This window comes from Photobacterium sp. DNB23_23_1 (assembly GCF_052873815.1).
The window spans coordinates 23,830-47,742 of sequence record NZ_JBNNXT010000025.1 but is presented as its reverse complement, the minus strand read 5'-3'; the positions used below and the strand labels follow the sequence as shown (position 1 = coordinate 47,742).

Annotated in this window: 26 protein-coding genes; all 26 read right to left on the bottom strand. The window is 49.5% G+C overall.

Going from position 1 to position 23,913, the window contains the following annotated elements; all coding sequences use genetic code 11:
- Positions 1-45: 45 nt before the first annotated feature.
- On the bottom strand, positions 46-426 hold the full coding sequence (locus ACVA53_RS15740) for a helix-turn-helix transcriptional regulator (protein WP_255042829.1): 381 nt from the start codon (positions 424-426) through the stop codon (positions 46-48).
- 318 nt (positions 427-744) lie between these two features.
- A complete protein-coding gene (gene glmS / locus ACVA53_RS15735) occupies positions 745-2,577 on the bottom strand; it encodes a glutamine--fructose-6-phosphate transaminase (isomerizing) (protein ID WP_255042828.1) in 1,833 nt (610 codons plus the stop codon).
- An 18-nt stretch (positions 2,578-2,595) separates the two neighbouring features.
- A complete protein-coding gene (locus tag ACVA53_RS15730; RefSeq protein WP_446505594.1) occupies positions 2,596-3,363 on the bottom strand; it encodes a DeoR/GlpR family DNA-binding transcription regulator in 768 nt (255 codons plus the stop codon).
- 196 nt (positions 3,364-3,559) lie between these two features.
- Positions 3,560-4,918: a bifunctional UDP-N-acetylglucosamine diphosphorylase/glucosamine-1-phosphate N-acetyltransferase GlmU gene (gene glmU, locus ACVA53_RS15725; RefSeq protein WP_446505593.1), complete on the bottom strand. Its 1,359-nt coding sequence runs from the start codon at positions 4,916-4,918 to the stop codon at positions 3,560-3,562.
- A gap of 204 nt (positions 4,919-5,122) precedes the next feature.
- Complete coding sequence (locus ACVA53_RS15720; RefSeq protein ID WP_446505592.1) at positions 5,123-5,545, bottom strand: F0F1 ATP synthase subunit epsilon; 423 nt, start codon at positions 5,543-5,545, stop codon at positions 5,123-5,125.
- Positions 5,546-5,562: 17 nt separating this feature from the next.
- A complete protein-coding gene (gene atpD, locus ACVA53_RS15715) occupies positions 5,563-6,969 on the bottom strand; it encodes a F0F1 ATP synthase subunit beta (protein WP_107351512.1) in 1,407 nt (468 codons plus the stop codon).
- 32 nt (positions 6,970-7,001) lie between these two features.
- Positions 7,002-7,868: a F0F1 ATP synthase subunit gamma gene (gene atpG / locus ACVA53_RS15710; RefSeq protein WP_255042824.1), complete on the bottom strand. Its 867-nt coding sequence runs from the start codon at positions 7,866-7,868 to the stop codon at positions 7,002-7,004.
- Between the two features lie 44 nt (positions 7,869-7,912).
- Positions 7,913-9,454: a F0F1 ATP synthase subunit alpha gene (atpA, locus tag ACVA53_RS15705; protein WP_255042823.1), complete on the bottom strand. Its 1,542-nt coding sequence runs from the start codon at positions 9,452-9,454 to the stop codon at positions 7,913-7,915.
- A 16-nt stretch (positions 9,455-9,470) separates the two neighbouring features.
- Entirely contained in the window at positions 9,471-10,004 is a 534-nt protein-coding gene (atpH, locus tag ACVA53_RS15700) for a F0F1 ATP synthase subunit delta (RefSeq protein ID WP_446505591.1), read from the bottom strand.
- Between the two features lie 16 nt (positions 10,005-10,020).
- Positions 10,021-10,491, bottom strand: coding sequence for a F0F1 ATP synthase subunit B (atpF, locus tag ACVA53_RS15695; protein WP_255042821.1), 471 nt, complete (start codon positions 10,489-10,491; stop codon positions 10,021-10,023).
- 49 nt (positions 10,492-10,540) lie between these two features.
- A complete protein-coding gene (gene atpE / locus ACVA53_RS15690) occupies positions 10,541-10,798 on the bottom strand; it encodes a F0F1 ATP synthase subunit C (protein ID WP_005302247.1) in 258 nt (85 codons plus the stop codon).
- Positions 10,799-10,864: 66 nt separating this feature from the next.
- Positions 10,865-11,653, bottom strand: a complete 789-nt coding sequence (gene atpB / locus ACVA53_RS15685) for a F0F1 ATP synthase subunit A (RefSeq protein ID WP_255042820.1) — start codon at positions 11,651-11,653, stop codon at positions 10,865-10,867.
- An 8-nt stretch (positions 11,654-11,661) separates the two neighbouring features.
- Positions 11,662-12,051: a F0F1 ATP synthase subunit I gene (locus tag ACVA53_RS15680; protein ID WP_255042819.1), complete on the bottom strand. Its 390-nt coding sequence runs from the start codon at positions 12,049-12,051 to the stop codon at positions 11,662-11,664.
- A gap of 179 nt (positions 12,052-12,230) precedes the next feature.
- Entirely contained in the window at positions 12,231-13,118 is an 888-nt protein-coding gene (locus ACVA53_RS15675) for a ParB/RepB/Spo0J family partition protein (protein WP_446505609.1), read from the bottom strand.
- Between the two features lie 15 nt (positions 13,119-13,133).
- Positions 13,134-13,928, bottom strand: a complete 795-nt coding sequence (locus ACVA53_RS15670) for a ParA family protein (RefSeq protein ID WP_255042818.1) — start codon at positions 13,926-13,928, stop codon at positions 13,134-13,136.
- Positions 13,929-13,944: 16 nt separating this feature from the next.
- Positions 13,945-14,565 (bottom strand): 16S rRNA (guanine(527)-N(7))-methyltransferase RsmG, encoded by a 621-nt coding sequence (gene rsmG, locus ACVA53_RS15665; protein WP_255042817.1) that lies wholly within the window; start codon positions 14,563-14,565, stop codon positions 13,945-13,947.
- 9 nt (positions 14,566-14,574) lie between these two features.
- On the bottom strand, positions 14,575-16,464 hold the full coding sequence (gene mnmG / locus ACVA53_RS15660; protein ID WP_255042816.1) for a tRNA uridine-5-carboxymethylaminomethyl(34) synthesis enzyme MnmG: 1,890 nt from the start codon (positions 16,462-16,464) through the stop codon (positions 14,575-14,577).
- 433 nt (positions 16,465-16,897) lie between these two features.
- A complete protein-coding gene (gene mioC, locus ACVA53_RS15655; protein WP_446505590.1) occupies positions 16,898-17,341 on the bottom strand; it encodes an FMN-binding protein MioC in 444 nt (147 codons plus the stop codon).
- Between the two features lie 172 nt (positions 17,342-17,513).
- Positions 17,514-18,881 carry a tRNA uridine-5-carboxymethylaminomethyl(34) synthesis GTPase MnmE gene (gene mnmE / locus ACVA53_RS15650; RefSeq protein WP_255042814.1) on the bottom strand — a complete coding sequence of 456 codons (1,368 nt, stop codon included), beginning with the start codon at positions 18,879-18,881 and terminating at the stop codon, positions 17,514-17,516.
- Between the two features lie 136 nt (positions 18,882-19,017).
- Positions 19,018-20,625 (bottom strand): membrane protein insertase YidC, encoded by a 1,608-nt coding sequence (gene yidC, locus ACVA53_RS15645; protein ID WP_255042813.1) that lies wholly within the window; start codon positions 20,623-20,625, stop codon positions 19,018-19,020.
- A gap of 2 nt (positions 20,626-20,627) precedes the next feature.
- Positions 20,628-20,885, bottom strand: coding sequence for a membrane protein insertion efficiency factor YidD (yidD, locus tag ACVA53_RS15640; protein ID WP_107351526.1), 258 nt, complete (start codon positions 20,883-20,885; stop codon positions 20,628-20,630).
- The gene (gene rnpA / locus ACVA53_RS15635) at positions 20,852-21,208 is read right to left on the bottom strand and encodes a ribonuclease P protein component (protein ID WP_107351527.1); all 357 of its coding nucleotides are present in this window, start codon (positions 21,206-21,208) and stop codon (positions 20,852-20,854) included. Before rnpA ends, yidD begins: the two co-directional genes overlap by 34 nt.
- Before the next feature lie 13 nt (positions 21,209-21,221).
- Positions 21,222-21,356: a 50S ribosomal protein L34 gene (rpmH, locus tag ACVA53_RS15630; RefSeq protein ID WP_006233350.1), complete on the bottom strand. Its 135-nt coding sequence runs from the start codon at positions 21,354-21,356 to the stop codon at positions 21,222-21,224.
- Positions 21,357-21,540: 184 nt separating this feature from the next.
- Positions 21,541-22,278, bottom strand: coding sequence for an amino acid ABC transporter ATP-binding protein (locus ACVA53_RS15625; RefSeq protein WP_446505589.1), 738 nt, complete (start codon positions 22,276-22,278; stop codon positions 21,541-21,543).
- Complete coding sequence (locus tag ACVA53_RS15620; protein ID WP_446505588.1) at positions 22,275-22,946, bottom strand: amino acid ABC transporter permease; 672 nt, start codon at positions 22,944-22,946, stop codon at positions 22,275-22,277. The genes ACVA53_RS15625 and ACVA53_RS15620 overlap by 4 nt, the downstream gene beginning before the upstream one ends.
- An 86-nt stretch (positions 22,947-23,032) precedes the next feature.
- Positions 23,033-23,788 carry an amino acid ABC transporter substrate-binding protein gene (locus ACVA53_RS15615; RefSeq protein WP_255042808.1) on the bottom strand — a complete coding sequence of 252 codons (756 nt, stop codon included), beginning with the start codon at positions 23,786-23,788 and terminating at the stop codon, positions 23,033-23,035.
- Positions 23,789-23,913 lie beyond the last annotated feature (125 nt).

The following is a 23,913-nucleotide window of genomic DNA, read 5'->3' as shown; positions in this document are numbered from 1 at the left end:
TTGCAAATCTATATGTCAGCATACTCCGACACTCATCTGGCTTCATCACGACTTATCTCGCTGGGTTAACGCTCGGGTATACTCCGCCATAAATCCGGCCAAATTAATGCTTTGCTGCAGAATAACGTTCCTCGCAGAGTGGGGTAATCGACTAAAATACTGCAGCAAACGATCAATTTCTTCCTTGTACTCACTTTCCAGTATTTCAATGCCTTCATCACCATACACAAACCAAGTCAATGGCCGTTCAGTTATCGCCGAAATTTCCGACAGCATCCGCACCTTGGGCTCGGTTTTACCCGTTTCCAAATCCAGATAGGTCTGCCGTGCGACCTTAAGTTGCTGAGCCATATGAACCTGGGTCAAGCCTTTCCATTCCCTGGCTTCTTTAATACGGGCTGCTATTTGAGCTTTCGGATCTGTCATGTCACACCTCCAATACACACAATGAATAATGCCTAGCTTTCATTACTGGATTGCACAACATAAGCCAACTTGAAGTAATTCTAACAATCAATTTAATAACAACAAGTTAAGCTCAAGCACTATTTGTAATGTTGTAATTTGGTTTGCAAATAGTAACCAGGCTGTCTGGGTTTTGTAATTCGCAAAGAAATCCTTCAGCCCTGTCTAGATAGTAGACCCTCCCGTCTTGACCCAATAAAAAAGGCACCCACTTGGGTGCCTTTTCTCACTTTTGAGACAAACTACGAAGCTGTCATCTAACAGCTAACAGCCTGATTTTTATTCTACTGTTACAGCCTTGGCTAGGTTACGTGGCTGATCGACATCGGTACCTTTGATTAATGCAACATGGTAAGACAATAATTGCATTGGAACCGTGTAATAGATAGGTGCTGTGATTTCACTGATGTGGGGCATAGTGATAATCTTCATGCCTTCATCGGCTTCAAACCCTGCGTCTTGGTCGGCAAAGACGTAAAGTAGGCCACCACGTGCACGTACTTCTTCAACGTTCGATTTTAGCTTTTCGAGTAAGTCATTGCTTGGGGCAACAACAACAACCGGCATGTCTGCGTCAATCAGTGCTAACGGGCCATGTTTAAGCTCACCCGCCGCATAAGCTTCTGCGTGGATGTAAGAGATCTCTTTCAGTTTCAGCGATGCTTCCATCGCAATAGGGTAGAACTCGCCACGACCTAAGAATAGGGTGTGGTGTTTGTCCGCGAAATCGGGTGCCAGTGCTTCAATCTCTTTATCAAGCGTCAGTGCTTGTTCGATATGCGCTGGCAGTTCATGCAGTGCCTTAACGATTTCTGCTTCTTTCTCATCATTAATGCGACCTTGCAAGCGCCCTATTGACGTTACCATCATTAGCATTGCAGCAAGTTGGGTTGTGAAGGCTTTGGTTGACGCAACGCCGATTTCGGTTCCTGCACGGGTCATGAAGGCAAAATCCGACTCACGAACCAAAGAAGAGCCAGCAACATTACAGATAGTCATTGCTGACATGTAACCTTTCTCTTTCGCTAGGCGAAGTGCGGCCAGCGTATCGGCTGTTTCACCTGACTGGGAGAGAGTCACAAGTAGGCTATTTGGACGAACGACAAAATCTCGGTAGCGGAACTCAGATGCGATTTCTACGTCACAGCTAACGCCAGCGAGCGATTCGAACCAATAGCGAGCAGCCATACCTGAGTTGTAAGACGTACCACAAGCGATGATTTGAACGTGCTCAACTTTACGTAAGATCTCTTCTGCTTTAACGCCAATCGCATTGGTGATCACAGCCGTTTCTGAGATACGACCTTCCATGGTGTTGATCAAGGCCGTCGGTTGCTCGAAAATCTCTTTCTGCATGAAGTGACGGTATTTACCTTTATCACCCGCATCGTGTTCAGCATTTGATTCAACGATTTCACGCTCGATACGCTCACCAGTGGCGTCAAAAACAGTGACGTCACGACGGGTGATCTCAGCAACATCACCTTCTTCCAAGTACATGAAGCGACGCGTGACACTAAGTAGCGCGAGTTGGTCAGAAGCAAGGAAGTTCTCACCAACACCAAAACCAATTACGATAGGGCTACCAGAGCGGGCCACCACAATGCGACTTGGATCTTTACGATCAACAGCAACGGTTCCGTATGCGCCCTCAAGTTGCTTCGCGGTTTTCTGTAGCGCTTCAACGAGAGACTCTGAAGTACGAAGTTCCCATTCAACAAGGTGAGCAATAACTTCAGTATCTGTTTGTGAAGTAAATACGTAGCCACGCGCTTGTAGGGTAGCGCGAAGCTCTTCGTGGTTTTCGATAATTCCGTTATGTACAACCGCGATATCACCGGACATGTGTGGGTGGGCATTCGCTTCAGACGGTTCACCGTGAGTAGCCCAACGAGTATGTGCGATACCAGTACCGCCCAGTACATCTTGGGAGTTAACGGCATCTGCGAGTTCTTGCACTTTACCCAAGCGACGGACTCGAGTCAGGTTCGACTCACCATCAACAACCGCAACACCGGCTGAATCATAGCCGCGGTACTCAAGGCGACGTAGCCCTTCAACCAGAATTTCCGCCACATCACGCTGTGCTACTGCACCAACAATTCCACACATAGTTTCTTGCTCCTAAATTTATTCCGCCGCCGCGCAAATAACCTGCACGCCATGCTGTTCAATCTGTTGTTTGGCTTCCATGTCCAAGCCGTCATCGGTGATCAATGTACTGATGTTGCTCCACGGCAACTCAAGGTTGGGGATCTTGCGGCCGATCTTGCTCGACTCAACCATCACGACGACTTCGCGCGATACCTCGGCCATTACCCGGCTCAAGCCCACCAATTCATTAAACGTCGTTGTACCCCGCGCAATATCTATGCCATCGGCCCCAATAAAGAGCTGATCAAAGTCATACGAGCGCAGAACTGATTCAGCCACTTGGCCTTGGAATGCCTCGGAATGCGGATCCCATGTGCCCCCTGTCATCAACAGGGTCGGCTCGTTTTCCAATGCATTAAGGGCGTTGGCGACATTAAGCGAGTTGGTCATCACAATCAGACCATGCTTGTCATTAAGCAGGCTGATCAAGCTGGCTGTGGTACTACCGCTGTCGATAATGATCCGGTTATGGTCACGGATCCGTGCGGCAGCCGCCTTAGCAATAGCCAACTTACGAACCGAAACTTGCTCTTCCGGCTCATTGACCATTTCTGTTGGTATGGAAACCGCACCACCATAACGGCGCAACAACAAGCCATTTTTTTCTAGCGCTGCTAGGTCTTTGCGGACAGTAACTTCGGATGTAGCGAAGTGCTTAGCCAGTGTGTCAACACTGATTTCGCCCTGTTCATTGACCATGGAAAGAATGGCATGACGGCGCTGTTGGGTATTTCGCTTGGACATGAATTTACGAACTGATAACCATAAGTTTCGATTTGAAAGCAATATTAGCAGATCAAAACTTTTTTGATCAACCATGTGCAATTAATTTTTTATTCGAAAGAAGAGGGGGAAGAGACAGTAAATATTTGCCGCAGGCATAAAAAAGGCAAGGACTACGCCTTGCCTTTGCTCATTCAAGAAGGATTACGGAGGGTAATTACTTCTTCTCTGGGCGCTTCCAGCCTTTGACGGTACGGGCAGGCGCTCGGGTGATCACCAGCTCGCCTTCACCCACATTGCGGTTGATCGTCGCACCGGCACCAATCGTAGCCCCTTTACCCACTTTCACGGGAGCAATCAGCTGGGTATCAGAGCCAACAAACACATCATCGGCTATCTCGGTCTTGAACTTGTTAGCACCGTCATAGTTACAGGTGATGGTACCGGCACCAATGTTCACACGGTCGCCAATCTCTGCATCACCAAGGTAAGTGAGGTGGTTTGCCTTCGAGCCCTTGCCCAAACGAGACTTCTTCATCTCAACGAAGTTACCAACGTGCGAATCCCCCATCAGCTCAGCCCCCGGACGTAAGCGGGTAAACGGGCCAACAGTACAATCTTCACCGACCGTCGCGCCTTCAATCACGCTGTAAGGACGGATAATCGTATTATCATCAATCTCACAATCTTTCAGGATTGAACCGGCACCAATCATCACATTATTACCCAGTGATACGCTGCCTTCGATAATGACATTCACATCGATTTCGATATCAGTGCCGCACTGCAGTTCACCACGCAGATCAAAACGGGCCGGATCGCGCAGCATCACGCCTTGCTCCAACAAACGCTCAGCCTGCATGCCTTGGAAGGCACGTTCCAGCCGAGCCAGCTGTACGCGGTTGTTGACGCCTTCAACTTCAATAGTACGCACCGGGTGAACCGCTTCTACTGCACGACCTTCGTTGTGGGCAATTTCGATGATATCGGTCAGGTAGTATTCACCCTGGGCATTATCGTTCTTCAATGATGACAGCCAGCGCTTGAGATCGCCACCATTGGCAACCATTACTCCAGTATTGATTTCCTTGATCAGCTTTTGCTCTTCCGACGCATCTTTCTGTTCGACAATCGCCACCACAGGGCCATTGCGACGCACGATACGGCCATAGCCGGTCGGGTTATCAAGCACCACGGTCAACAAGGCGATGCCGCCTTCAGGCTGGGCATCAAGCAGATTTTCCAGCGTTTCACTGCTGATCAGCGGTACGTCGCCATAAAGAATAAGCACCTTCTCGTCGTCCGCCAAGCCAGGGCAAGCCTGGTTAACCGCGTGCCCCGTACCCAGCTGCTCGGCCTGAAGCACCCAGTTAACCGGCTCGGCACTCAAGGCTGCCTGCATCTGATCGCCACCGTGGCCATAAACCAGGTGAATACTGTTGGCGCCAAGTCCGGCACAAGTATCAATAACGTGTTTGGCCATGGGTTTGCCCGCCAGTGTGTGCAGCACTTTAGGCAGGTTGGAGTACATGCGGGTTCCTTTTCCCGCGGCGAGAATCACAGCACTGAAGCTCATGAATTAATCCTCTTGGTGCATATTAAATTAGTTTCTTTGGGGCATTGTATAATGACAAAGGCAATGGCGGCAGGAAAATAGATCTTTTTTTATGAGTAATAACTCACACTTGGCACGGCAGCAGAGCATGGCAAAAAACAGCCAGTGTGAGACTGGGCATAAAAAAAGCGACCCTAAGGTCGCCTTTTTACATCATGCGCCAACTTAGCGCGCTTTTCTTGTCAACTCGATAACTCGAAGCTGAGCAATCGCTTTAGCTAGGTCACTGGCCGCTTGGGCAAAGTCGATATCGCCATGCTGATTATGGATACGTTCCTCAGCCTGACGTTTCGCTTCTTGCGCTTTCGCTGAGTCCAGATCTTCACCGCGGATAGCAGTGTCAGCCAGCACGGTCACCGTGCCCGGCTGAACCTCCAACATGCCACCAGAGAGGTAGATCACCTCTTCGTCACCATGCTGTTTGGTAATACGGACCATACCTGGCGTTATAGCGGTCAGCAGCGGAGTGTGTCCTGCGTGAATACCCAGTTCACCTTCGCTACCGGTCACCTGAATGTCTTCAGCGCGGCCAGAGAACAAACGTTTCTCTGCACTGACTACGTCCAGATGGAAGGTTATCGCTGCCATGTCGCCTCCTAGTCAGCTTAAAGCTTCTTCGCGTTTTCCAACACGTCTTCAATCGCACCACAGTACATAAATGCCTGCTCTGGGATATCGTCGTATTCGCCCGCTAGAATGCCTTTGAAACTACGCAGTGTCTCTTTCAGAGATACGTAGATACCAGGGTCGCCAGTAAAGACTTCTGCAACGTGGTAAGGCTGAGTTAGGAAACGTTCAATCTTACGTGCACGAGATACAGCTTGCTTATCTTCTTCAGATAGCTCGTCCATACCAAGGATTGCAATGATGTCTTTCAGCTCTTTGTAACGCTGTAGCAAGCTCTGAACGCCACGAGCAATGTCGTAGTGCTCTTGGCCAACCACTAGAGGATCAAGCATACGAGATGTTGAGTCTAGTGGATCGATCGCTGGGTATAGGCCAAGCGATGCGATTTGACGAGAAAGTACAACCGTCGCATCCAAGTGAGCAAACGTCGTTGCTGGCGATGGATCCGTCAAGTCATCCGCAGGTACGTAAACGGCCTGAACAGATGTGATAGAGCCTGACTTAGTCGATGTGATACGTTCCTGAAGAACACCCATCTCTTCTGCAAGCGTTGGCTGGTAGCCTACCGCAGATGGCATACGGCCCAATAGCGCCGATACCTCTGTACCCGCAAGGGTATAGCGGTAGATGTTATCGATAAACAATAGTACATCACGGCCTTCATCACGGAAGCGTTCTGCCATTGTTAGGCCAGTCAAAGCAACACGAAGACGGTTACCTGGTGGCTCGTTCATCTGACCGTAAACCATCGCTACTTTTGATTCTTCAGGCTTCTCAACGTTAACAACGCCCGCTTCCTGCATCTCAAAGTAGAAATCGTTACCTTCACGCGTACGCTCACCAACACCGGCAAATACAGATAGGCCAGAGTGCTGTAGGGCGATGTTGTTGATAAGTTCCATCATGTTAACGGTCTTACCAACACCAGCACCACCGAATAGACCGATTTTACCACCCTTAGCGAACGGACAAATCAAGTCGATTACTTTAACGCCGGTTTCTAGAAGTGCGGTTTCGTTTGATTGCTCTTCGTAGCTAGGTGCTTCACGGTGGATAGAGTAGCGCTCTTTCTCACCGATCTCACCACACTCATCAATTGGCTGACCCAGAACGTTCATGATACGTCCTAGTGTTGCAGTACCAACTGGAACCTCAATTGGGCGGCCTGTATTTTCAACAGACAAACCACGACGTAAGCCATCAGAAGTACCCATAGCGATACCACGAACAACACCACCACCAAGCTGTTGCTGAACTTCCAGTACTAGCGTACCGTTTTCTTTCGCATCAACGTGTAGGGCGTCGTATACCTGTGGTACAGAGTCCTGTGGAAACTCTACGTCGACTACCGCACCGATGATCTGTACGATCTTACCTGTAGCCATCGTTAATCCTCTAAACTTATTAATTCTTTGCCTTAAACAGCAGATGCACCAGAAACGATTTCTGACAGCTCTTGTGTAATCGCCGCCTGACGGGCTTTGTTATACACAAGCTGCAATTCATCAATCAGATTTCCTGCATTATCTGTTGCTGCTTTCATCGCAACCATTCGTGCCGCTTGCTCACTGGCAAGGTTCTCGACAACGCCCTGGTATACCTGTGATTCGACATAGCGAATCAATAGGGTATCCAGCAGGGCTTTCGGCTCGGGCTCATAAATGTAATCCCAAGAATGGTTACGCTGCATTTCTTCGTCTTCTGACTTAGGCAAAGGCAGCAATTGATCGATCACTGGTTCCTGGACCATGGTGTTTACAAACTTGTTGTACACCAGGTAAAGGCGATCCAGTTGGCCTTCATCATATTTCTTCAGCATGACACCAACAGTACCAATCAGCTCATCTACCGATGGGTTGTCACCCAAACCGGATACCTGAGCCAGTACGTTACCGCCGTAGCTATTGAAAAAGCCAGTTGCCTTTGCACCAACCAGTGCAAGGTCAATATCTGCGCCTTTTTCATTCCAACCTTGAATATCTGCCATCACTTGCTTGAACAGGTTAATGTTCAAACCGCCACACAGACCACGGTCAGTAGAAACAATGATGTAACCCACGCGCTTGGCTTCACGCTCCTCAAGATAAGGGTGCTTATACTCGAGGCTACCAAGGGCGATATGACCGATCACTTTGCGCATAGTTTGTGCGTATGGACGTGATGATTCCATTGCTTCTTGCGTTTTACGCATCTTAGAAGCAGCAACCATCTCCATCGCTTTAGTGATCTTCTGAGTGTTTTTAACACTACCGATCTTGTTACGAATCTCTTTTGCGCCGGCCATCGTTACTCTCCGTTAGTAGGTGATCGCAAGCGACCACCAACCAATTACCAAGTCTGGGTCGCTTTGAAACCTTCAACCAGTTTTACAAACTGAGCTTCGATTTCATCGTTCCACGCACCCGTTTCATCAACCTGAGACACAAGCTCAGCGAATTGACCTTTGGCATATGAAAGCAACGCAGCTTCAAAATCAGCAAGCTTTGTCAGCTCAACATCATTCAAATAGCCTTTTTCCGCAGCAAAAATAACCACAGCCTGTTCAAATACAGACATCGGTGAGTACTGCTTCTGCTTCATCAGCTCAGTAACTTTCTGGCCGTGATCAAGCTGTTTCTTAGTTGCTTCATCAAGGTCAGACGAGAACTGTGCAAATGCAGCAAGTTCACGGTACTGTGCCAGTGCGGTACGAATACCACCAGACAGTTTCTTGATGATTTTAGTTTGAGCAGAACCACCTACACGCGATACAGAGATACCTGGATCAACCGCTGGACGAATACCAGCATTGAACAGCTCTGTTTGCAGGAAGATCTGACCATCGGTGATTGAGATAACGTTGGTCGGTACGAATGCCGATACGTCACCGGCTTGCGTTTCGATAATTGGAAGCGCAGTCAGTGAACCGGTTTTACCTTTCACTTCACCGTTTGTGAATTTTTCTACGTAGTGCTCGCTGACGCGAGACGCACGCTCTAGAAGACGAGAGTGTAAGTAGAAAACATCACCAGGGAATGCTTCACGGCCCGGTGGACGCTTCAGCAATAGTGAAATTTGACGGTAAGCAACAGCCTGCTTAGACAGGTCATCGTATACGATCAGTGCATCTTCACCACGGTCACGGAAGTATTCACCCATCGCACAACCAGCATAAGGCGCTAGGTATTGCAGTGCTGCTGATTCAGAAGCTGACGCTACAACAATGATGGTGTTTTCCAGTGCACCGTGCTCTTCCAGCTTACGTACCACGTTTGCGATAGTAGAAGCTTTCTGGCCGATTGCGACATAAACAGAATAAATACCAGAGTTCTTCTGGTTGATGATGGCATCGATTGCCATGGCGGTTTTACCCGTCTGACGGTCACCGATGATCAGCTCACGCTGGCCACGGCCGATTGGGATCATCGAGTCAACTGCCTTGTAACCCGTCTGAACTGGCTGGTCAACAGATTTACGGTCGATAACCCCAGGTGCAATCACTTCAACAGGAGAGTAAACATCTGCTTCGATTGGACCTTTTCCATCAATAGGCTCACCCAGTGTATTCACTACGCGGCCTAGAAGTGCAGGGCCGACTGGTACTTCAAGAATACGACCAGTACCCGTTACTTTCATGCCTTCCTGAAGGTCGACATATGGGCCCATTACAACCGCACCCACCGAGTCACGCTCAAGGTTAAGTGCTAGTGCATAACGGCCACCAGGTAATTCAATCATTTCACCTTGCATTACATCAGCAAGGCCATGGATACGAATGATACCGTCGCTTACCGACACGATAGTACCTTCGTTACGCGCTTCACTTACAACGTTGAAGTTTTCAATACGTTGCTTGATCAGTTCGCTAATTTCCGTGGAATTAAGTTGCATGCTCCAATTCCCCAAATCAAGACTGCAAAGTATCGCTCAGGCGGTCTAACTTGCCGCGTACTGAGTTATCGATTACTAAGTCTCCAGCTCTAATCACGACCCCAGCAATCAGGGTCTCGTCTACACTGCAATTCAGCTTAACCTTACGGCTCAAACGCTGTTCCAGCTTCTCACTGATAGCAGCAAGTTGACTATCATCCAGAGCAACCGCAGAGGTCACAGTGGCATCGATAGTTTTTTCCAGCTCACTTTTCAGGAGCAGGAACTCGCTGCATACCGCAGGAAGTACTTTCAGGCGTCCGTTCTCGGCCATCACCTTAATCAGGTTCTGGCCGGTTTCGTTGAGTTGCTCGCCGCATACCGACAGGAAAATTTCCATCAGCTTGTCCGCCGCGTAACCACTATCCAAAATATCCTGGATGGTTTCGTTACGGGTGACTTCGGCAGCAAAGGAAAGCATTTCCGCCCATTGGGCCAGCTCACCTTTCTCAACCGCAAGGTCAAAGGCTGCTTTAGCGTAGGGGCGTGCGATAGTAGTCATATCCGACATGTGCTTGCCCCTTTAATTACAGTTCTGCAGTGACTTTGTTAAGAAGATCAGCGTGCGCATCTTTATCGATAGAACGCTCAATGATTTTCTCAGCACCAATCACAGCCAGAGTTGCAACTTGTTTTCTTAGTTCATCGCGCGCGCGGTTACGTTCTGCTTCGATCTCAGCAAGACCTTGAGACAGAATTTTTTCACGCTCAACGAGGGCTTCAGCCTTCGCTTCGTCGACGATCTGAGCTTTGCGCTTGTTAGCTTGCTCTACAATTTCAGTTGCAGTGCGTTTTGCTTCTTTCAGTTGGTCAGAAGCATTTGACTGCGCTAGGTTCAGGTCTTTGGCAGCGCGATCAGCGGCTGCCAAACCGTCAGCAATTTTTTTCTGACGCTCTTCAATCGCTTCCATGATTGGTGGCCATACATATTTCATGCAGAACACCACAAACATAAAGAAGGCGATAGCCTGACCCAGCAAAGTTGCATTCATATTCACAACGCATCTCCTTAAAAAGGGTTGCTATGGGTCCGTTCGTTTTGTGTTATTAACCAGCTAGCTGACCAACGAATGGGTTTGCGAATGTGAATAGTAGAGCGATTACGATACCGATCATTGGAACCGCATCAAGCAGACCAGCAATGATGAACATCTTAACTTGTAGCATTGGAGCCATTTCAGGCTGACGTGCTGCACCTTCAAGGAATTTACCACCAAGAAGGGCGAAACCAATCGCTGTACCCAGTGCAGCAAGACCTACAATGATGCCCACGGCAATTGCAGAAAAGCTTAGTAAAGTTTCCATCACTATCTCCAGTTTATAGTTGTCGGCTAAAGTGCCAGTAAAAATTGAATAATTTACAAATAATCGTTAATGATTGTCTTCATGCGCCTGAGACAGGTACACAATAGTCAACATCATAAACACGAATGCTTGAATTGTAATGACTAGAACGTGGAAAATTGCCCACGGTACCGAGCCCAGCCATTGTGCCCACCACGGCATCAATGCCGCGATTAGGATAAACACCACCTCACCAGCAAACATGTTACCGAACAGACGCATACCCAATGAAAGCGGCTTCGCCAGTAGCGAAACAATTTCAAGAAGCAGGTTAAACGGGATCATGATTGGGTGATTGAACGGGTGAAGAGCCAGTTCTTTCGCAAAGCCACCGAGACCTTTTACTTTGATGCTGTAGTAGATCATCAAGGCAAAAACACCCAGCGCCATTGACATGGTGATGTTGACATCAGCACTCGGTACCACCTTAAGGTAAGGAATACCCAACCAATGTTCAGCAGGATACGGAAGAAAATCAATTGGCACCAAGTCCATGATGTTCATCAGTAGAATCCAGCAGAAAATGGTAAGAGCCAAAGGAGCTATCAGCGGGTTGCGGCCATGGAAGGTTTCCTTGACGTTATCGTCAACGAACTCTACTACCATTTCCACAAAACACTGTAGTTTCCCTGGAACTCCTGATGTCGCTGTTTTCGCAGCCTTACGGAATACCCAAAGAAAGAGTAGACCGGTCAGGGCTGAGAAAAACAGGCTATCTATATGTACCGTCCAGAAACCACCATCACCAATCGACAAATTTGTCAGGTGGTGAGTGATGTAACCTGACGGCGTTAGCGCTTCACCTGGCGCAGCCATAACTCATCCTATTTGTTGTTGTTAATGAATAAAACCGGCCCAAAGATATTAATTCCAAGAGCCAGCAAATAGGTCAGTTTGAGGGGAACAAGTTCCACCTCGACATACAGGTAAACAAAGGCAAACAAGATGACTGTAATGAGGATTTTCAGCACTTCACCACCAAAGAATGACGCCATGACCAGGCGGGCCTTGCGGGCACCGCTGAACAAAAACGCACAGGTCGCAAAGACAGCATTAGCGATCACAAAGATGCCGCCGCCGATTAATGCAGAGATTCCCCAGTCAACATTGACAGCAAACACTGCCATGATTGCCGTTATCAAAACGACGCCAGATTGTAGTAACAATAACCGTTTCGCCAACTGGCGTCCCGGTCGAACTAGCGCCGATACCATGTATTCGTTCCTCGAGTCCGTTCCACTTGCACATACGATATGCGGGGAAAACAGCAAAAATTATACGTTTCACTAGATTGAATGCAATCTAATTGCAGCAAAAAAAACAGCTATATTTTACAACACAATAACCTGATCACAACATCGCAATCTTTGCAACAAAATATGCACGTTCAGTATCACATTTCATGGCCTAACATTGCAACAATTTGCTGCAATTTGTCAGCTTGATCGAAGCTTATAACGATCTTTCCTTTGCCACTTTTCTGCTGATTAATCGCCACCTGAGTGCCAAACTGCTCACTAAGCTGGTTTTCAACCGCTTCGATTTTCGGATTGGCAGCAGCTACTTTGGGCTCAGGCTCCGGCGTCAGCATTTTCTTCACCAAGCGTTCTGCATCACGCACCGTTAACATCTTAGCTACAACTATTTGTGCCGCTTCCAGCTGCCGTTCATTGGACAGAGCCAACAAAGCACGGGCATGACCCATTTCCAGCTGTTTTTGCTCCACCATGCGTTTAACCGGTGCTTCAAGCTGGTTTAAGCGCAGCAGGTTTGATACCGCTGCACGGGACTTGCCCACCGCTTCGGCGACCTGTTGGTGAGTAAGTGAAAACTCACTCTGCAACAGCTCCAGTGCCTGCGCTTCTTCTATCGCGTTGAGATCTTCACGCTGGATATTCTCTATCAAGGCAATGGCCACGGTGGCCCTGTCGTTAACATCCTTGATGATACAAGGTACTTTCTGAAGGCCCGCTTGACGTGAAGCACGCCAACGCCGCTCTCCGGCAATGATCTCGTACTGTTGCGGAGCCGTTTCTCTCACCACAATCGGTTGGATCACTCCTTGAGCTCGGATCGACTCTGCCAGTTCTGCCAGCGCCTCGTCCGACATATCTTTGCGTGGCTGGTAGCGGCCCGGTACCAGCTGGCTGATAGCCAACTCTTTGAGGCTACCGTCAGCCGACAGTGTTTGTGCTTTATCAGCCTGCTGCAGCTTAGTGGCCGCAACAGAGCTAGTGGCCAATAGGGCATCAAGACCTTTTCCTAGGCCTCGTTTATTCATGTTCATGGTTAACCTTTATGCATCGACCGCGCTGGCATTGGCTGCCAGCTCGTCACGGCGGATAATTTCACCGGCCAAGGCCAAGTAGGCTTTGGCACCACTCGAATACTTGTCGTAGTACATAGCCGGTCGACCATGGCTCGGTGCTTCGGCAAGACGGACATTGCGCGGGATAACGGTACGATAGACCTTGTCGCCAAAATGCTTCTTGAGCTGCTGGGACACTTCGTTCGCCAGCCGGTTGCGCGGGTCATACATGGTCCGCAGCAATCCCTCAATTTTCAATTCGCTGTTGACGACAGCGGTAAGTTTACTGATGGTATCCATCAATGCCGTCAGCCCCTCGAGCGCGAAATATTCGCACTGCATCGGAACCAGAACAGAGTCTGATGCTGTCATTGCATTGATTGTAAGAAGGTTTAAGGCTGGAGGACAATCAATAAAGATGAAATCATAGTTACCACGAACACTCTCAAGGGCTGTACGCAGCCTAACTTCGCGAGCAAAGACTTCCATCAGCTTGATTTCTGCCGCCGTGACATCACCGTTAGCGGCTATCAGGTGATAGCCGCCAGTGGTGTCGGTGATCACGACATCGTCGAACGGGGTTTCTTCGACAAGAAGCTCATAAGCCGTTGCATCGACTTGGTATTTATCCACGCCGCTGGCCATGGTGGCGTTACCTTGGGGATCCAAGTCAATGACCAAGACCTTACGTTGCGTGGCCGCCAATGACGCTGCCAAGTTGACACATGTTGTGGTTTTACCCACGCCTCCCTTCTGGTTGGCTACCGCTATGACTCTTCCCACAAAAAAACCTCATCCTTTAATCCTTTGCCGTCAAGATTACTAGATGGCGCTCGCCTTCCAGCTCAGGAACGTGCAAAGATTTGACTTCCGTCACAGAACACCATTCAGGCAGTTCTGTCACTTCCTGCTGATTGAATTGCCCTTTTAGCGCCAGGAAACACCCGTTGCTGGCAGGGAGGTGGTGGCACCAAGATACCATATCATTCATTGAGGCAAAGGCACGGCTGAGTACGGCATCAAAACCGATTTCAGGCTGGAATTCCTCAACTCGGCTCTGGACCGGGGTGACATTGCTGATCTTCAGTTCATGGATCACCTGGCGGATAAAACGGATCCGCTTACCCAGGCTGTCCAATAACGTGAACTGTTTGTCCGGGTTCATGATCGCCAGAGGGATCCCTGGCAGGCCCGGACCGGTACCGACGTCGATAAACCGTTCACCGTTAAGGTGAGGGCTTACCACAATACTATCCATAATATGTTTCACCAACATCTCATACGGATCTCGTACCGATGTCAGATTATACGCCTTATTCCATTTATCCAGCATGGCTACATAGCCGACAAGCTGGTCAATTTGCTGATCTGTGACTGTGAGATCAGTTTGCGCTACCAGTTGCAACAGACGTTGTTTCACAAATTACTCCTATTCGCCTTTTTTCAGCAGGCCTTGCTTCTTGAGATACACCAACAACAGGGAAATAGCTGCCGGGGTGATGCCTGAAATACGTGATGCCATACCGATAGTTTCCGGTTTGGCATCATTTAGCTTGGCAATCACTTCGTTAGACAAGCCTTTGACCACACTGTAATCAAGATCCAGCGGCAGCTTGGTCTTCTCATGGCGCAGGGATTTTTCCACTTCGTCTTTCTGGCGGTCGATATACCCTTGGTACTTAACCTGGGTTTCGACCTGTTCGCTGGCCTGGCTATCTTCGTGGGCCGGACCGAACAACTCGATGTCGGTAAGCTGGTTGTAAGTCACTTCAGGGCGACGAAGCAAATCTTCACCACTTGCCTCACGGGCAATAGGTGTCTTGAGGATCTGATTGACCGACTCAACGTTCTCCGAAGTCGGGTTCACCCAAATATTTTTCAGCCGCTGGCGCTCCTGTTCGATATTTTCCAGCTTCTGGTTGAAACGCGCCCAGCGCTCGTCATCAACTAAACCAAACTCGCGGCCAATTTCGGTCAAACGCAAATCGGCATTGTCTTCACGCAACAGCAAGCGGTATTCAGCACGGGAAGTGAACATTCGGTACGGCTCTTTGGTACCCATAGTCGACAAATCGTCAATCAGTACGCCCATGTAAGCCTGATCGCGACGCGGGCTCCAGCCTTCACGGTCCTGAGCCAGCAGAGCGGCATTCATCCCGGCCAACAAGCCTTGGGCTGCAGCCTCTTCATAACCGGTGGTGCCGTTGATCTGGCCGGCAAAGAACAAGCCATTGATAAACTTAGTTTCGAACGTCTGCTTCAAATCACGTGGATCGAAGAAATCATACTCGATGGCATAACCCGGACGGACGATATCGGCATTCTCGAAGCCTTTCATCGAACGGACAATCTGCATCTGGACATCAAACGGCAAGCTGGTGGAAATACCGTTAGGGTATAGCTCATGGGTTGTCAGACCTTCAGGCTCGATGAAGATCTGGTGGCTGTCCTTGTCGGCAAAACGCATCACCTTGTCTTCGATCGACGGGCAGTAACGCGGGCCGATCCCCTCGATCACTCCGGAATACATCGGACTGCGATCCAAGTTATTACGGATCACATCGTGGGTTTTCTCGTTAGTGTGGGTAATAAAGCATGGGATCTGGCGTGGATGATCCGAGGCTTTTCCCATAAATGAGAACAGTGGTGTTGGGTTGTCACCATGCTGGGCCTGCAGCTGGCTAAAGTCGACACTACGTGCATCAATACGCGGAGGTGTACCGGTTTTGAGACGATCAACACGGAATGGCATTTCACGCAAACGTGATGCCAAAGTGATCGACGGTGGATCCCCAGCGCGACCACCGTTGTAGTTCTCCAGACCGATGTGGATCTTACCACCGAGGAATGTCCCTACGGTCAAAACGACCGCTTTGGCACGGAACTTTAGTCCCATTTCAGTCACGGCGCCGACGACTCGATCATTTTCGATGATCAGATCATCAACCGCCTGTTGGAATAGCTTTAGATTCGGCTGGTTTTCCAGCACTTCACGCACAGCAGCCTTGTACAAGGCGCGGTCTGCCTGAGCGCGTGTTGCCCTCACCGCAGGGCCTTTTGACGAGTTCAAAGTGCGGAATTGGATCCCGCCTTTGTCGATCGCCCGGGCCATTAAACCACCAAGGGCGTCAACTTCTTTAACCAGGTGTCCTTTCCCGATCCCGCCGATTGCTGGGTTACATGACATCTGTCCCAGCGTATCGATGTTGTGTGTCAGCAGTAGGGTTTTTTGTCCCATACGGGCTGCCGCCAGTGCAGCTTCAGTCCCTGCATGGCCGCCACCTACGACGATGACATCAAAATTTTCCTGGTAAAACATGAAACTACCTCGGATATTCAAAATTGGCAGTGAGTTATCTTTGAGCGAAGGAGCAATATTCTATCCTGTTTCAGTCGTGGAGAGAACTTTTCCTGACGATCATTTGATCCTAGGAGGATACCGCTTTTGAATATAGATAAGATCTTTTAAATAGATCTTCTGTTAGATCTATTATATAGATCCGCCGATCGTGTGGATAAGTGATAAATGATCCTAATGATCATGCTGTTATGTCGGATCATTTGCTGTGGAGTGGCATGGATCAACGCAAGGATTAGCTGGGATCAAAAATGCCACTTATCAACAGCTGAATATCTGAAGAGAAGTTATTAAATGGATAACTATGGGTTGATCACCGTTTAGATCTATAGTTATCCACAGAAAAAAGTTTAAAGATCGGCAAAAACTGGGTAAAAAACTGTCTATTTTTCATTCAATCTAGGTTGTTTTTCCAGTTTTCTAGCCATAGTTCTGCAGGATCCTCCGGTACTGGATCCTGTGAGACATCAATTTCGAGCCTTTCCCCAAGGCGGATCGCTCCCAGGTTTGTCAGCTGTTGATCAATTTTTCTGGCTGCTGCACAGAAGGTATCGTAGCTGGAATCACCCAAACCGATAACTGCATAGTGTAAAGCGGCGAGATCCGGTTGCTGGCTGAGCAGTTGTTCGGCGAAGGGCTGGAAATTGTCGGGATATTCACCTGCGCCATGGGTAGAGCAGACCACCAGCCAGATATTACCGGTAGACAGCTGTCCGAGATCGGGCTGGTTGGTTATATCGGTACTATGGCCGGCTTGTTCCAGTAGGTCGCTCAAGTGGTCGGCAACGTATTCGGCGCCGCCAAGGGTGCTGCCGGTGATCAGGGTAATGTGGCTCATGTCCTTAAATCCGTGTAGATATTTACAAAGGGTTTATGCACAGCATTGTACTGGCTTGGACGCAGGAAGGAAGCTTGATCTTATTGGGAAGGGATCTTTTATCGGCAGTTTATACACAGCCTGTCACGAGGATCCGAAACAGGCTGTGGAAATGATCGCGAGTGGGGATCGGCTATTTGCCGATACAGAACGAGGTGAAGATCCGGCCGAGTAAATCATCGGAAGTGAATTCACCGGTAATTTCACTCAGGTGCTGCTGGGCAAGGCGCAGCTCCTCGGCAAGGATTTCTCCTGCCATGAAACCTTCCAACTGCTCTTTGCCTGTTTCCAGGTTGTTGGCTGCGCGTTCCAGGGCGTCAAGGTGGCGACGGCGGGCCATAAAGCCACCTTCGGTGGTGCCGGCAAAGCCCATGCACTCCTTGAGGTGTTCACGCAGCGGATCAACCCCTTCACCGGTTCGGGCTGACAGGCGGATAAGGGTAGGATTGTTAACGTGGCAGATCCCGGTGCTTTCCCCGGTCAGCTCTGCCTTGTTACGGATCACGGTAATGCCCAATCCTTGCGGTAAACGTTCGACGAACTCCGGCCATATCTCCGCCGGATCAGTGGCATCAGTGGTGGTGCTATCGACCATGAACAACACACGGTCGGCCTGCTGGATTTCTTCCCAGGCCCGTTCGATACCGATGCGCTCCACTTCGTCAGAGGCCTCGCGTAGGCCTGCGGTGTCGATGATATGTAGTGGCATGCCATCAATGTGAATATGTTCGCGCAGTACGTCGCGGGTCGTACCGGCAATATCGGTGACAATCGCGCTGTCCTTGCCGGAAAGGGCGTTGAGTAGGCTTGATTTGCCGGCGTTTGGACGGCCTGCAATCACAACCTTCATCCCTTCACGCATAATAGCGCCCTGGTTGGCTTCACGGCGCACAGCCTCTAAACGGCTGATAATGCCATTGAGATCGCCGGAGACCTTGCCGTCGGACAAGAAGTCGATTTCTTCTTCTGGGAAGTCAATCGCAGCTTCGACGTAGATGCGCAGGTGGATAAGGGCCTCAACTAATTCATTAATGCGGGTCGAGAAGGCACCCTGAAGCGATTTAAAGGCACTTTTTGCCGCTTCCTCTGAACTTGCATCAATCAGATCGGCAATCGCCTCAGCTTGCGCCAGGTCGAGTTTGTCATTCATGAACGCACGCTCGGAGAATTCCCCCGGGCGCGCGGCACGGATGCCATCAATTTCCAAGATACGGCGGATCATCATATCCATCAGTACCGGACCGCCATGGCCCTGAAGCTCAAGGACATCTTCACCGGTAAAGGAGTTCGGGCCTTTGAAGAACAAAGCTATACCCTGATCCAATGCTGTGCCATCTTCATTTTTGAACGATAGGTATTCGGCATAGCGCGGTTTGAGCTCACGGCCGGCAACGGCAAGGGTGACCTCTTTGGCTTTCGGGCCCGAGACGCGGATGATCCCGACGCCGCCACGTCCCGGAGGGGTGGCTTGGGCAACAATGGTATCTGTATGTTCAGTCATAATTTTGGCTTAGCTTGATAAATACGTTGCAATTGTAAACAGAGTAGTGGCGATTGCCCAGCAATGGCAAGCGCTTGGGATTGGGATAATAAAAAAGGCGGCCTGCAGGCCGCCTTTTTCTTAACTCAGGACTGCATTATTTGCTATGCAGGCCTTTCTTTTCCAGTGAACGATAAATTAATGTCTGCTGGATAAGTGTTACGACGTTAGATACTAGCCAGTAAAGGACTAGACCTGACGGGAAGAACAGGAAGAAGAAGGTGAACATCACTGGCATGAAGGTCATGATCTTCTGCTGCATTGGGTCAGTAACCGTCGTCGGGCTCATCTTCTGGATCATGAACATCGTCGCACCCATCAAGATCGGTAGGATGTAGTACGGGTCCTGTGCTGACAGGTCGTGGATCCAGCCGAAGAATGGCGTATGACGTAGCTCAACTGATTCCATCAGTGACCAGTAAAGCGCGATGAAGATAGGCATTTGTAGCAAGATTGGTAGACAGCCACCCAGCGGGTTCACTTTCTCTTTCTTGTACAGCTCCATCATTTCCTGGCTCATGCGCTGGCGGTCGTCGCCCAGACGCTCACGCATTGCTTGCAGTTTTGGCTGCAGCATACGCATTTTCGCCATTGAGGTGTACTGCGCTTTAGTCAGCGGGTACATCGCACCACGAACAATGAAAGTCAAGATGATGATTGCCAGACCCCAGTTCACCACGATGCCTTGGATAAACGACAGTAGGCTGTGCAGCGGGCTTGCAATAAACCATAGCCAACCGTAATCAACTGTCAGGTTCAGGTTCGAGGCCGTTGCTGCCATTTGGTCTTGTAGCTTAGGACCTACCCATAGCGTAGCTGTTAGTGACTGCTCACTGCCAGGTGCAATGTTAGCCGTTGGCATGCGAACACCAATGTAGCCCTGGCCATTACCGGTACGGGTGTATAGGTTGGTGGCTTCTTCTGTGCGCGGGATCCATGCTGTCACGAAGTAGTGCTGCATCATGGCAGCCCAGCCTTGATTCATATCCAGGTTCAAATTTTTGTCCTGCATATCATCGAAGCTGTACTTCTTGTATTTCACGTTGTCAGCCGAGTATGCACCACCGCGATAAGTTGGCATGGTCAGGCTGCCACCATCATCCATCAGGTTCTGCTTCAGCTGAGCATACATTTGCACGCTGGCAGGCTGAGCTGATTGGTTATCGATGCTGTATTCAACATCAACCGCGTAGCTGTTGCGTTTAACGATGAAGGTTTTGGTGTAGCTGATACCGTCTTGCTCGTAAGTAAGCGGTACGCGCAGCTCGTCTTGGCCATCGGTTAGGGCGAAGCTGTCAGCGGTTGCTTGTAGTTGAGCGCGACCGGCAGCTGTATCGATACCTTGTGCACCGATCAAGCCTGATTGAGCCGTGTAGCTGTGGCCCTGGTCGTTTTTAAGGAGAACGAATGGGTCTTCCGATTCCAGTTCGTTGTCGTAGGCCAGCAGTTTGGCTTCGATGATGTCACCACCAAGCGTATCGACAGTAAGCGCCAGTACATCAGTGTTAATGGTGATAAGGTTGTTTGACGTGCTTTGGTCAGTGATAGTCTGGCCGTCAGCGGAATGCGAAGGCACATCACCACTGTTGTTGATTTGTTGCGCTACACCCTGCGTTTGCGGGTTGCTGTCAGTATTCCACTGTTGGAACAGTAGGAAAGAGACAAACAGTAGGGCAATTAACAGAATATTGCGTTGGGAATCCATCGTTAATTATCTCTGTCGTTATGCTTGGTTGGCGGAACGGGGTCATAACCACCGTCGGTTAAAGGATGACATCTTAATAGACGTTTCGCCGCGAACCAACCACCTTTTATCGCTCCATGCGTTTTTATCGCCTCGATAGCGTATTGGGAACATGTAGGGGTAAAGCGACAGCGGGGGCCAATAAGCGGACTTATTGCTAGCTGGTAAAAGCGGACTAGTCTGATGACTAGCCACGCGAAGGGCGAGACAGGCGATGCCATAATTTCTCTAGAAGCTTGAAAAGTTCTTCGTTGCTCAACTCACTGGCACTCTTCTTGGCGATAACGACAAAATCCTTAGCTGGCAGATCATGTTGCTGGAGGCGGAAACTCTCACGTACGATACGTTTGAATTTGTTACGGCCAACGGCGGTTTTGATCTGTTTCTTAGGGACTGCCAAGCCAAGACGCGGATGGTCGAGGTTGTTATTGCGGGCAAGAATAGTTAAATGGGGAGAGCCAGCACGATGAGCTTGCTGGAAGACTTTTTTATAATGTTCGGGAGTTAACAGACGTAACTCCCGAGAGAAAGCGTTCTTACTCAAAATAATCTGATGATTACTTAGAAAGACGCTTACGGCCTTTAGCGCGACGAGCGTTGATTGTTGCGCGACCGTTCTTAGTAGCCATGCGTGCACGGAAACCGTGGCTACGCTTGCGCTTTAGAACTGAAGGTTGAAAAGTGCGTTTCATGGGTTTTACCTTAAATTAACTGATCAGTTTTTAAGTTTGGTTAGAGTTTAGCGACTGATTTCAGTCGTTGCCTCTAATCAAAGAGGCGGAATTGTAATCACTGACTCTTAAATAGTCAATAATTATGCCCGCAGAAACTACGGGCGCTGAATTATACTTCCTATTTGCCTGAGTGCAAGGATCCTTAACGGATCCCCACTTGGCTTAGGAACTTCTTCAGCCTCGGATCTTGCGGGTTACCGAAGATCTGATCCGGAGTGCCTTGTTCGACAAAGCCGCCATCGGCCATAAAGATCACCCGATCGGCCACTTCGCGGGCAAATTGCATTTCGTGGGTGACCACCAGCATAGTTTGGTGCCGGGTGGCCAGTTTTTGCATCAAGCTTAATACCTCACCGACCCACTCGGGATCCAGTGCTGATGTCGGTTCGTCAAATAGCAACAGCTCAGCTTCGAGTGCCATTGCACGGCCGATCCCGACCCGTTGTTGCTGGCCGCCTGACAAGGCGGCAGGGTAATGTTCGCCCTTGTCGCCAAGGCCGATGTCGTCAAGGATCTGCTGAGCTTTGTGGTGAGCTTCCTCTTTGCTCCAGCCTTTGACGGTGATCAGGCCCTCGGCGATATTTTGTCGTGCTGTCAAGTGAGCAAATAGGGCGTAATTCTGGAATACAAACCCGGTCTTGCGGCGCAGTGCCAGCACCTCTTTTTTGCTGGCCTGCTGGCTGTCGACCGAGACATCGCCAAGGGTGAGGTGTCCTTCATCGGCGGTTTCAAGAAAATTTACACAGCGTAGCAGGGTCGATTTGCCAGTCCCCGATGGGCCGATCACGACGACGATTTCACCTTTGCTAATAGTTAAATCTAGTCCGGAGAAAATGGTCGCATCACCAAAGCGCTTGGTTAGATTTTCAATTTTAATCATCGTGTATAAGCCCTATTGAGTTTGGCTTCTGCCCAGTTTTGGATCCGGGTTAGGACAAGAACGATACCCCAGTAGATAAGGGCAACGGCAAGGAATGCCTCGAAGAACTTGAAGCTTGAAGAGGCCTCCATTTGGGCCATCGCCATGATTTCTGCTACCCCGAGGGTGAAAGCCAGGGAGGTTGATTTGATCATGTCGATGAAGTAGTTCATCAATGATGGCAGGGCGACCCGCGTAGCCTGTGGCAGGATGATCCGGCGCATGGCTTGCAGTTCGGTCATGCCAATGGACAGGCTAGCTTCGCGTTGGCTGCGGTCGACACCGAGGATGGCTGCGCGGATACTCTCGGCCATGTAAGCGGCGAAATGCAGGCTCAAGCCAATGACCGCGGCAGTAAAGGCATCGAGCCCAACGAAGACTGGCATCACTTGCGGCAACCCGTAATAGAGCAAGAAGAGCTGTACCAGCAGTGGCGTACCACGGAAAAAACTAATATAGAGCTGGCTGAGCTGATCGAGCACCGGGATACGGTAAGTTCGCAACAATGCCAGTACCAATGCGATGATCAGGGCGAAAACTAAGCCCCAGAGTGCCATTCCCATCGTGGTGCCGAGATATTTGAACAAGGTCGGCATCAGGGAAAGCATGTAGTCAAAATCAAAACCCATATGGTGTCTTCTTTTTACGGTGGTTTTTCAGCGACAAAGACCCACCCGAAGGTGAGCCTTGTGATTATGAAGAATAGCAGGTGTTATTAGTGGGTGATGTCGGCATCAAACCACTTGATGGATATCTCGGATAGGGTACCGTCTTTGCGCATTGCATCGATTGCTACGTTGACTTCGTCACGCAGTTTTTCACCTTTCTCGTTTTGTACGAATGGCCAGGCATTCTCGATGGTCTCGAACGGTTCACCGGCCAATTCCAGTGGCAGCTTGGCTTTTTTGATCAGCTCGAGCGACGACAGGCGATCCATCACGAAGGCATCAGTACGGCCAAGGGCAACATCGTGTTCGATGCCGGTGTCGTAGGTTTTGATATTGATATTGCCATCAACATCAAGCTTGCGTAGAAGCTGCTCGTAGTTTGAGCCCAGATTAACCCCGACGGTCTTGCCAGATAAATCAGCTGTGCCTGCGATGGTGTCATTGCCTTTGCGTACGACCAACTGTGCCCCATCGACGACATAAGGCTGTGAGAACAGGTATTTGGCCTTGCGCTCATCGGTCATGGTGATTTGGTTGGAAATCGTATCGATGCGACCTGTTTCCAGCAATCCGAACAAACCGGAGAAGTTAGCGGTAACAAATTCGACGTTGTAGTCATTGCGTTTGCCGATCTCGTTCCATAGATCGACCTCAAAGCCTTGTAGCTGATCTTGCTTGACAAAGGTAAAAGGGAAATAGCGTCCTGACATCCCTACTTTTACATCGGTGGCTGCCATCGCGGTTTGGCTAACCGATAAAGTTAGGGCGATTGCAGTCAATGAAGTTGTTACCCAGCTTTTCATCCTGTTTACTCCTCAGGTTGCTGTGATGATGTTCTGTTGGAATTATCCTATCTGTTAATAATAGGTTTCTTTAAATAACTTGGAGTTATTTTAAATAACCCTCAGTAATGACTGTGAGCGGGCAA

Coding starts and splice junctions, on each gene's coding strand:
- ACVA53_RS15740 (WP_255042829.1), bottom strand. CDS start 426: ATGACAGATCCGAAAGCTCAAATAGCAGCCCGTATTAAAGAAGCCAGG.
- glmS (WP_255042828.1), bottom strand. CDS start 2,577: ATGTGTGGAATTGTTGGTGCAGTAGCACAGCGTGATGTGGCGGAAATT.
- ACVA53_RS15730 (WP_446505594.1), bottom strand. CDS start 3,363: ATGTCCAAGCGAAATACCCAACAGCGCCGTCATGCCATTCTTTCCATG.
- glmU (WP_446505593.1), bottom strand. CDS start 4,918: ATGAGCTTCAGTGCTGTGATTCTCGCCGCGGGAAAAGGAACCCGCATG.
- ACVA53_RS15720 (WP_446505592.1), bottom strand. CDS start 5,545: ATGGCAGCGATAACCTTCCATCTGGACGTAGTCAGTGCAGAGAAACGT.
- atpD (WP_107351512.1), bottom strand. CDS start 6,969: ATGGCTACAGGTAAGATCGTACAGATCATCGGTGCGGTAGTCGACGTA.
- atpG (WP_255042824.1), bottom strand. CDS start 7,868: ATGGCCGGCGCAAAAGAGATTCGTAACAAGATCGGTAGTGTTAAAAAC.
- atpA (WP_255042823.1), bottom strand. CDS start 9,454: ATGCAACTTAATTCCACGGAAATTAGCGAACTGATCAAGCAACGTATT.
- atpH (WP_446505591.1), bottom strand. CDS start 10,004: ATGTCGGATATGACTACTATCGCACGCCCCTACGCTAAAGCAGCCTTT.
- atpE (WP_005302247.1), bottom strand. CDS start 10,798: ATGGAAACTTTACTAAGCTTTTCTGCAATTGCCGTGGGCATCATTGTA.
- atpB (WP_255042820.1), bottom strand. CDS start 11,653: ATGGCTGCGCCAGGTGAAGCGCTAACGCCGTCAGGTTACATCACTCAC.
- ACVA53_RS15680 (WP_255042819.1), bottom strand. CDS start 12,051: ATGGTATCGGCGCTAGTTCGACCGGGACGCCAGTTGGCGAAACGGTTA.
- ACVA53_RS15675 (WP_446505609.1), bottom strand. CDS start 13,118: ATGAATAAACGAGGCCTAGGAAAAGGTCTTGATGCCCTATTGGCCACT.
- mnmG (WP_255042816.1), bottom strand. CDS start 16,464: ATGTTTTACCAGGAAAATTTTGATGTCATCGTCGTAGGTGGCGGCCAT.
- mioC (WP_446505590.1), bottom strand. CDS start 17,341: ATGAGCCACATTACCCTGATCACCGGCAGCACCCTTGGCGGCGCCGAA.
- mnmE (WP_255042814.1), bottom strand. CDS start 18,881: ATGACTGAACATACAGATACCATTGTTGCCCAAGCCACCCCTCCGGGA.
- yidC (WP_255042813.1), bottom strand. CDS start 20,625: ATGGATTCCCAACGCAATATTCTGTTAATTGCCCTACTGTTTGTCTCT.
- yidD (WP_107351526.1), bottom strand. CDS start 20,885: ATGGCATCGCCTGTCTCGCCCTTCGCGTGGCTAGTCATCAGACTAGTC.
- rpmH (WP_006233350.1), bottom strand. CDS start 21,356: ATGAAACGCACTTTTCAACCTTCAGTTCTAAAGCGCAAGCGTAGCCAC.
- ACVA53_RS15625 (WP_446505589.1), bottom strand. CDS start 22,278: ATGATTAAAATTGAAAATCTAACCAAGCGCTTTGGTGATGCGACCATT.
- ACVA53_RS15620 (WP_446505588.1), bottom strand. CDS start 22,946: ATGGGTTTTGATTTTGACTACATGCTTTCCCTGATGCCGACCTTGTTC.
- ACVA53_RS15615 (WP_255042808.1), bottom strand. CDS start 23,788: ATGAAAAGCTGGGTAACAACTTCATTGACTGCAATCGCCCTAACTTTA.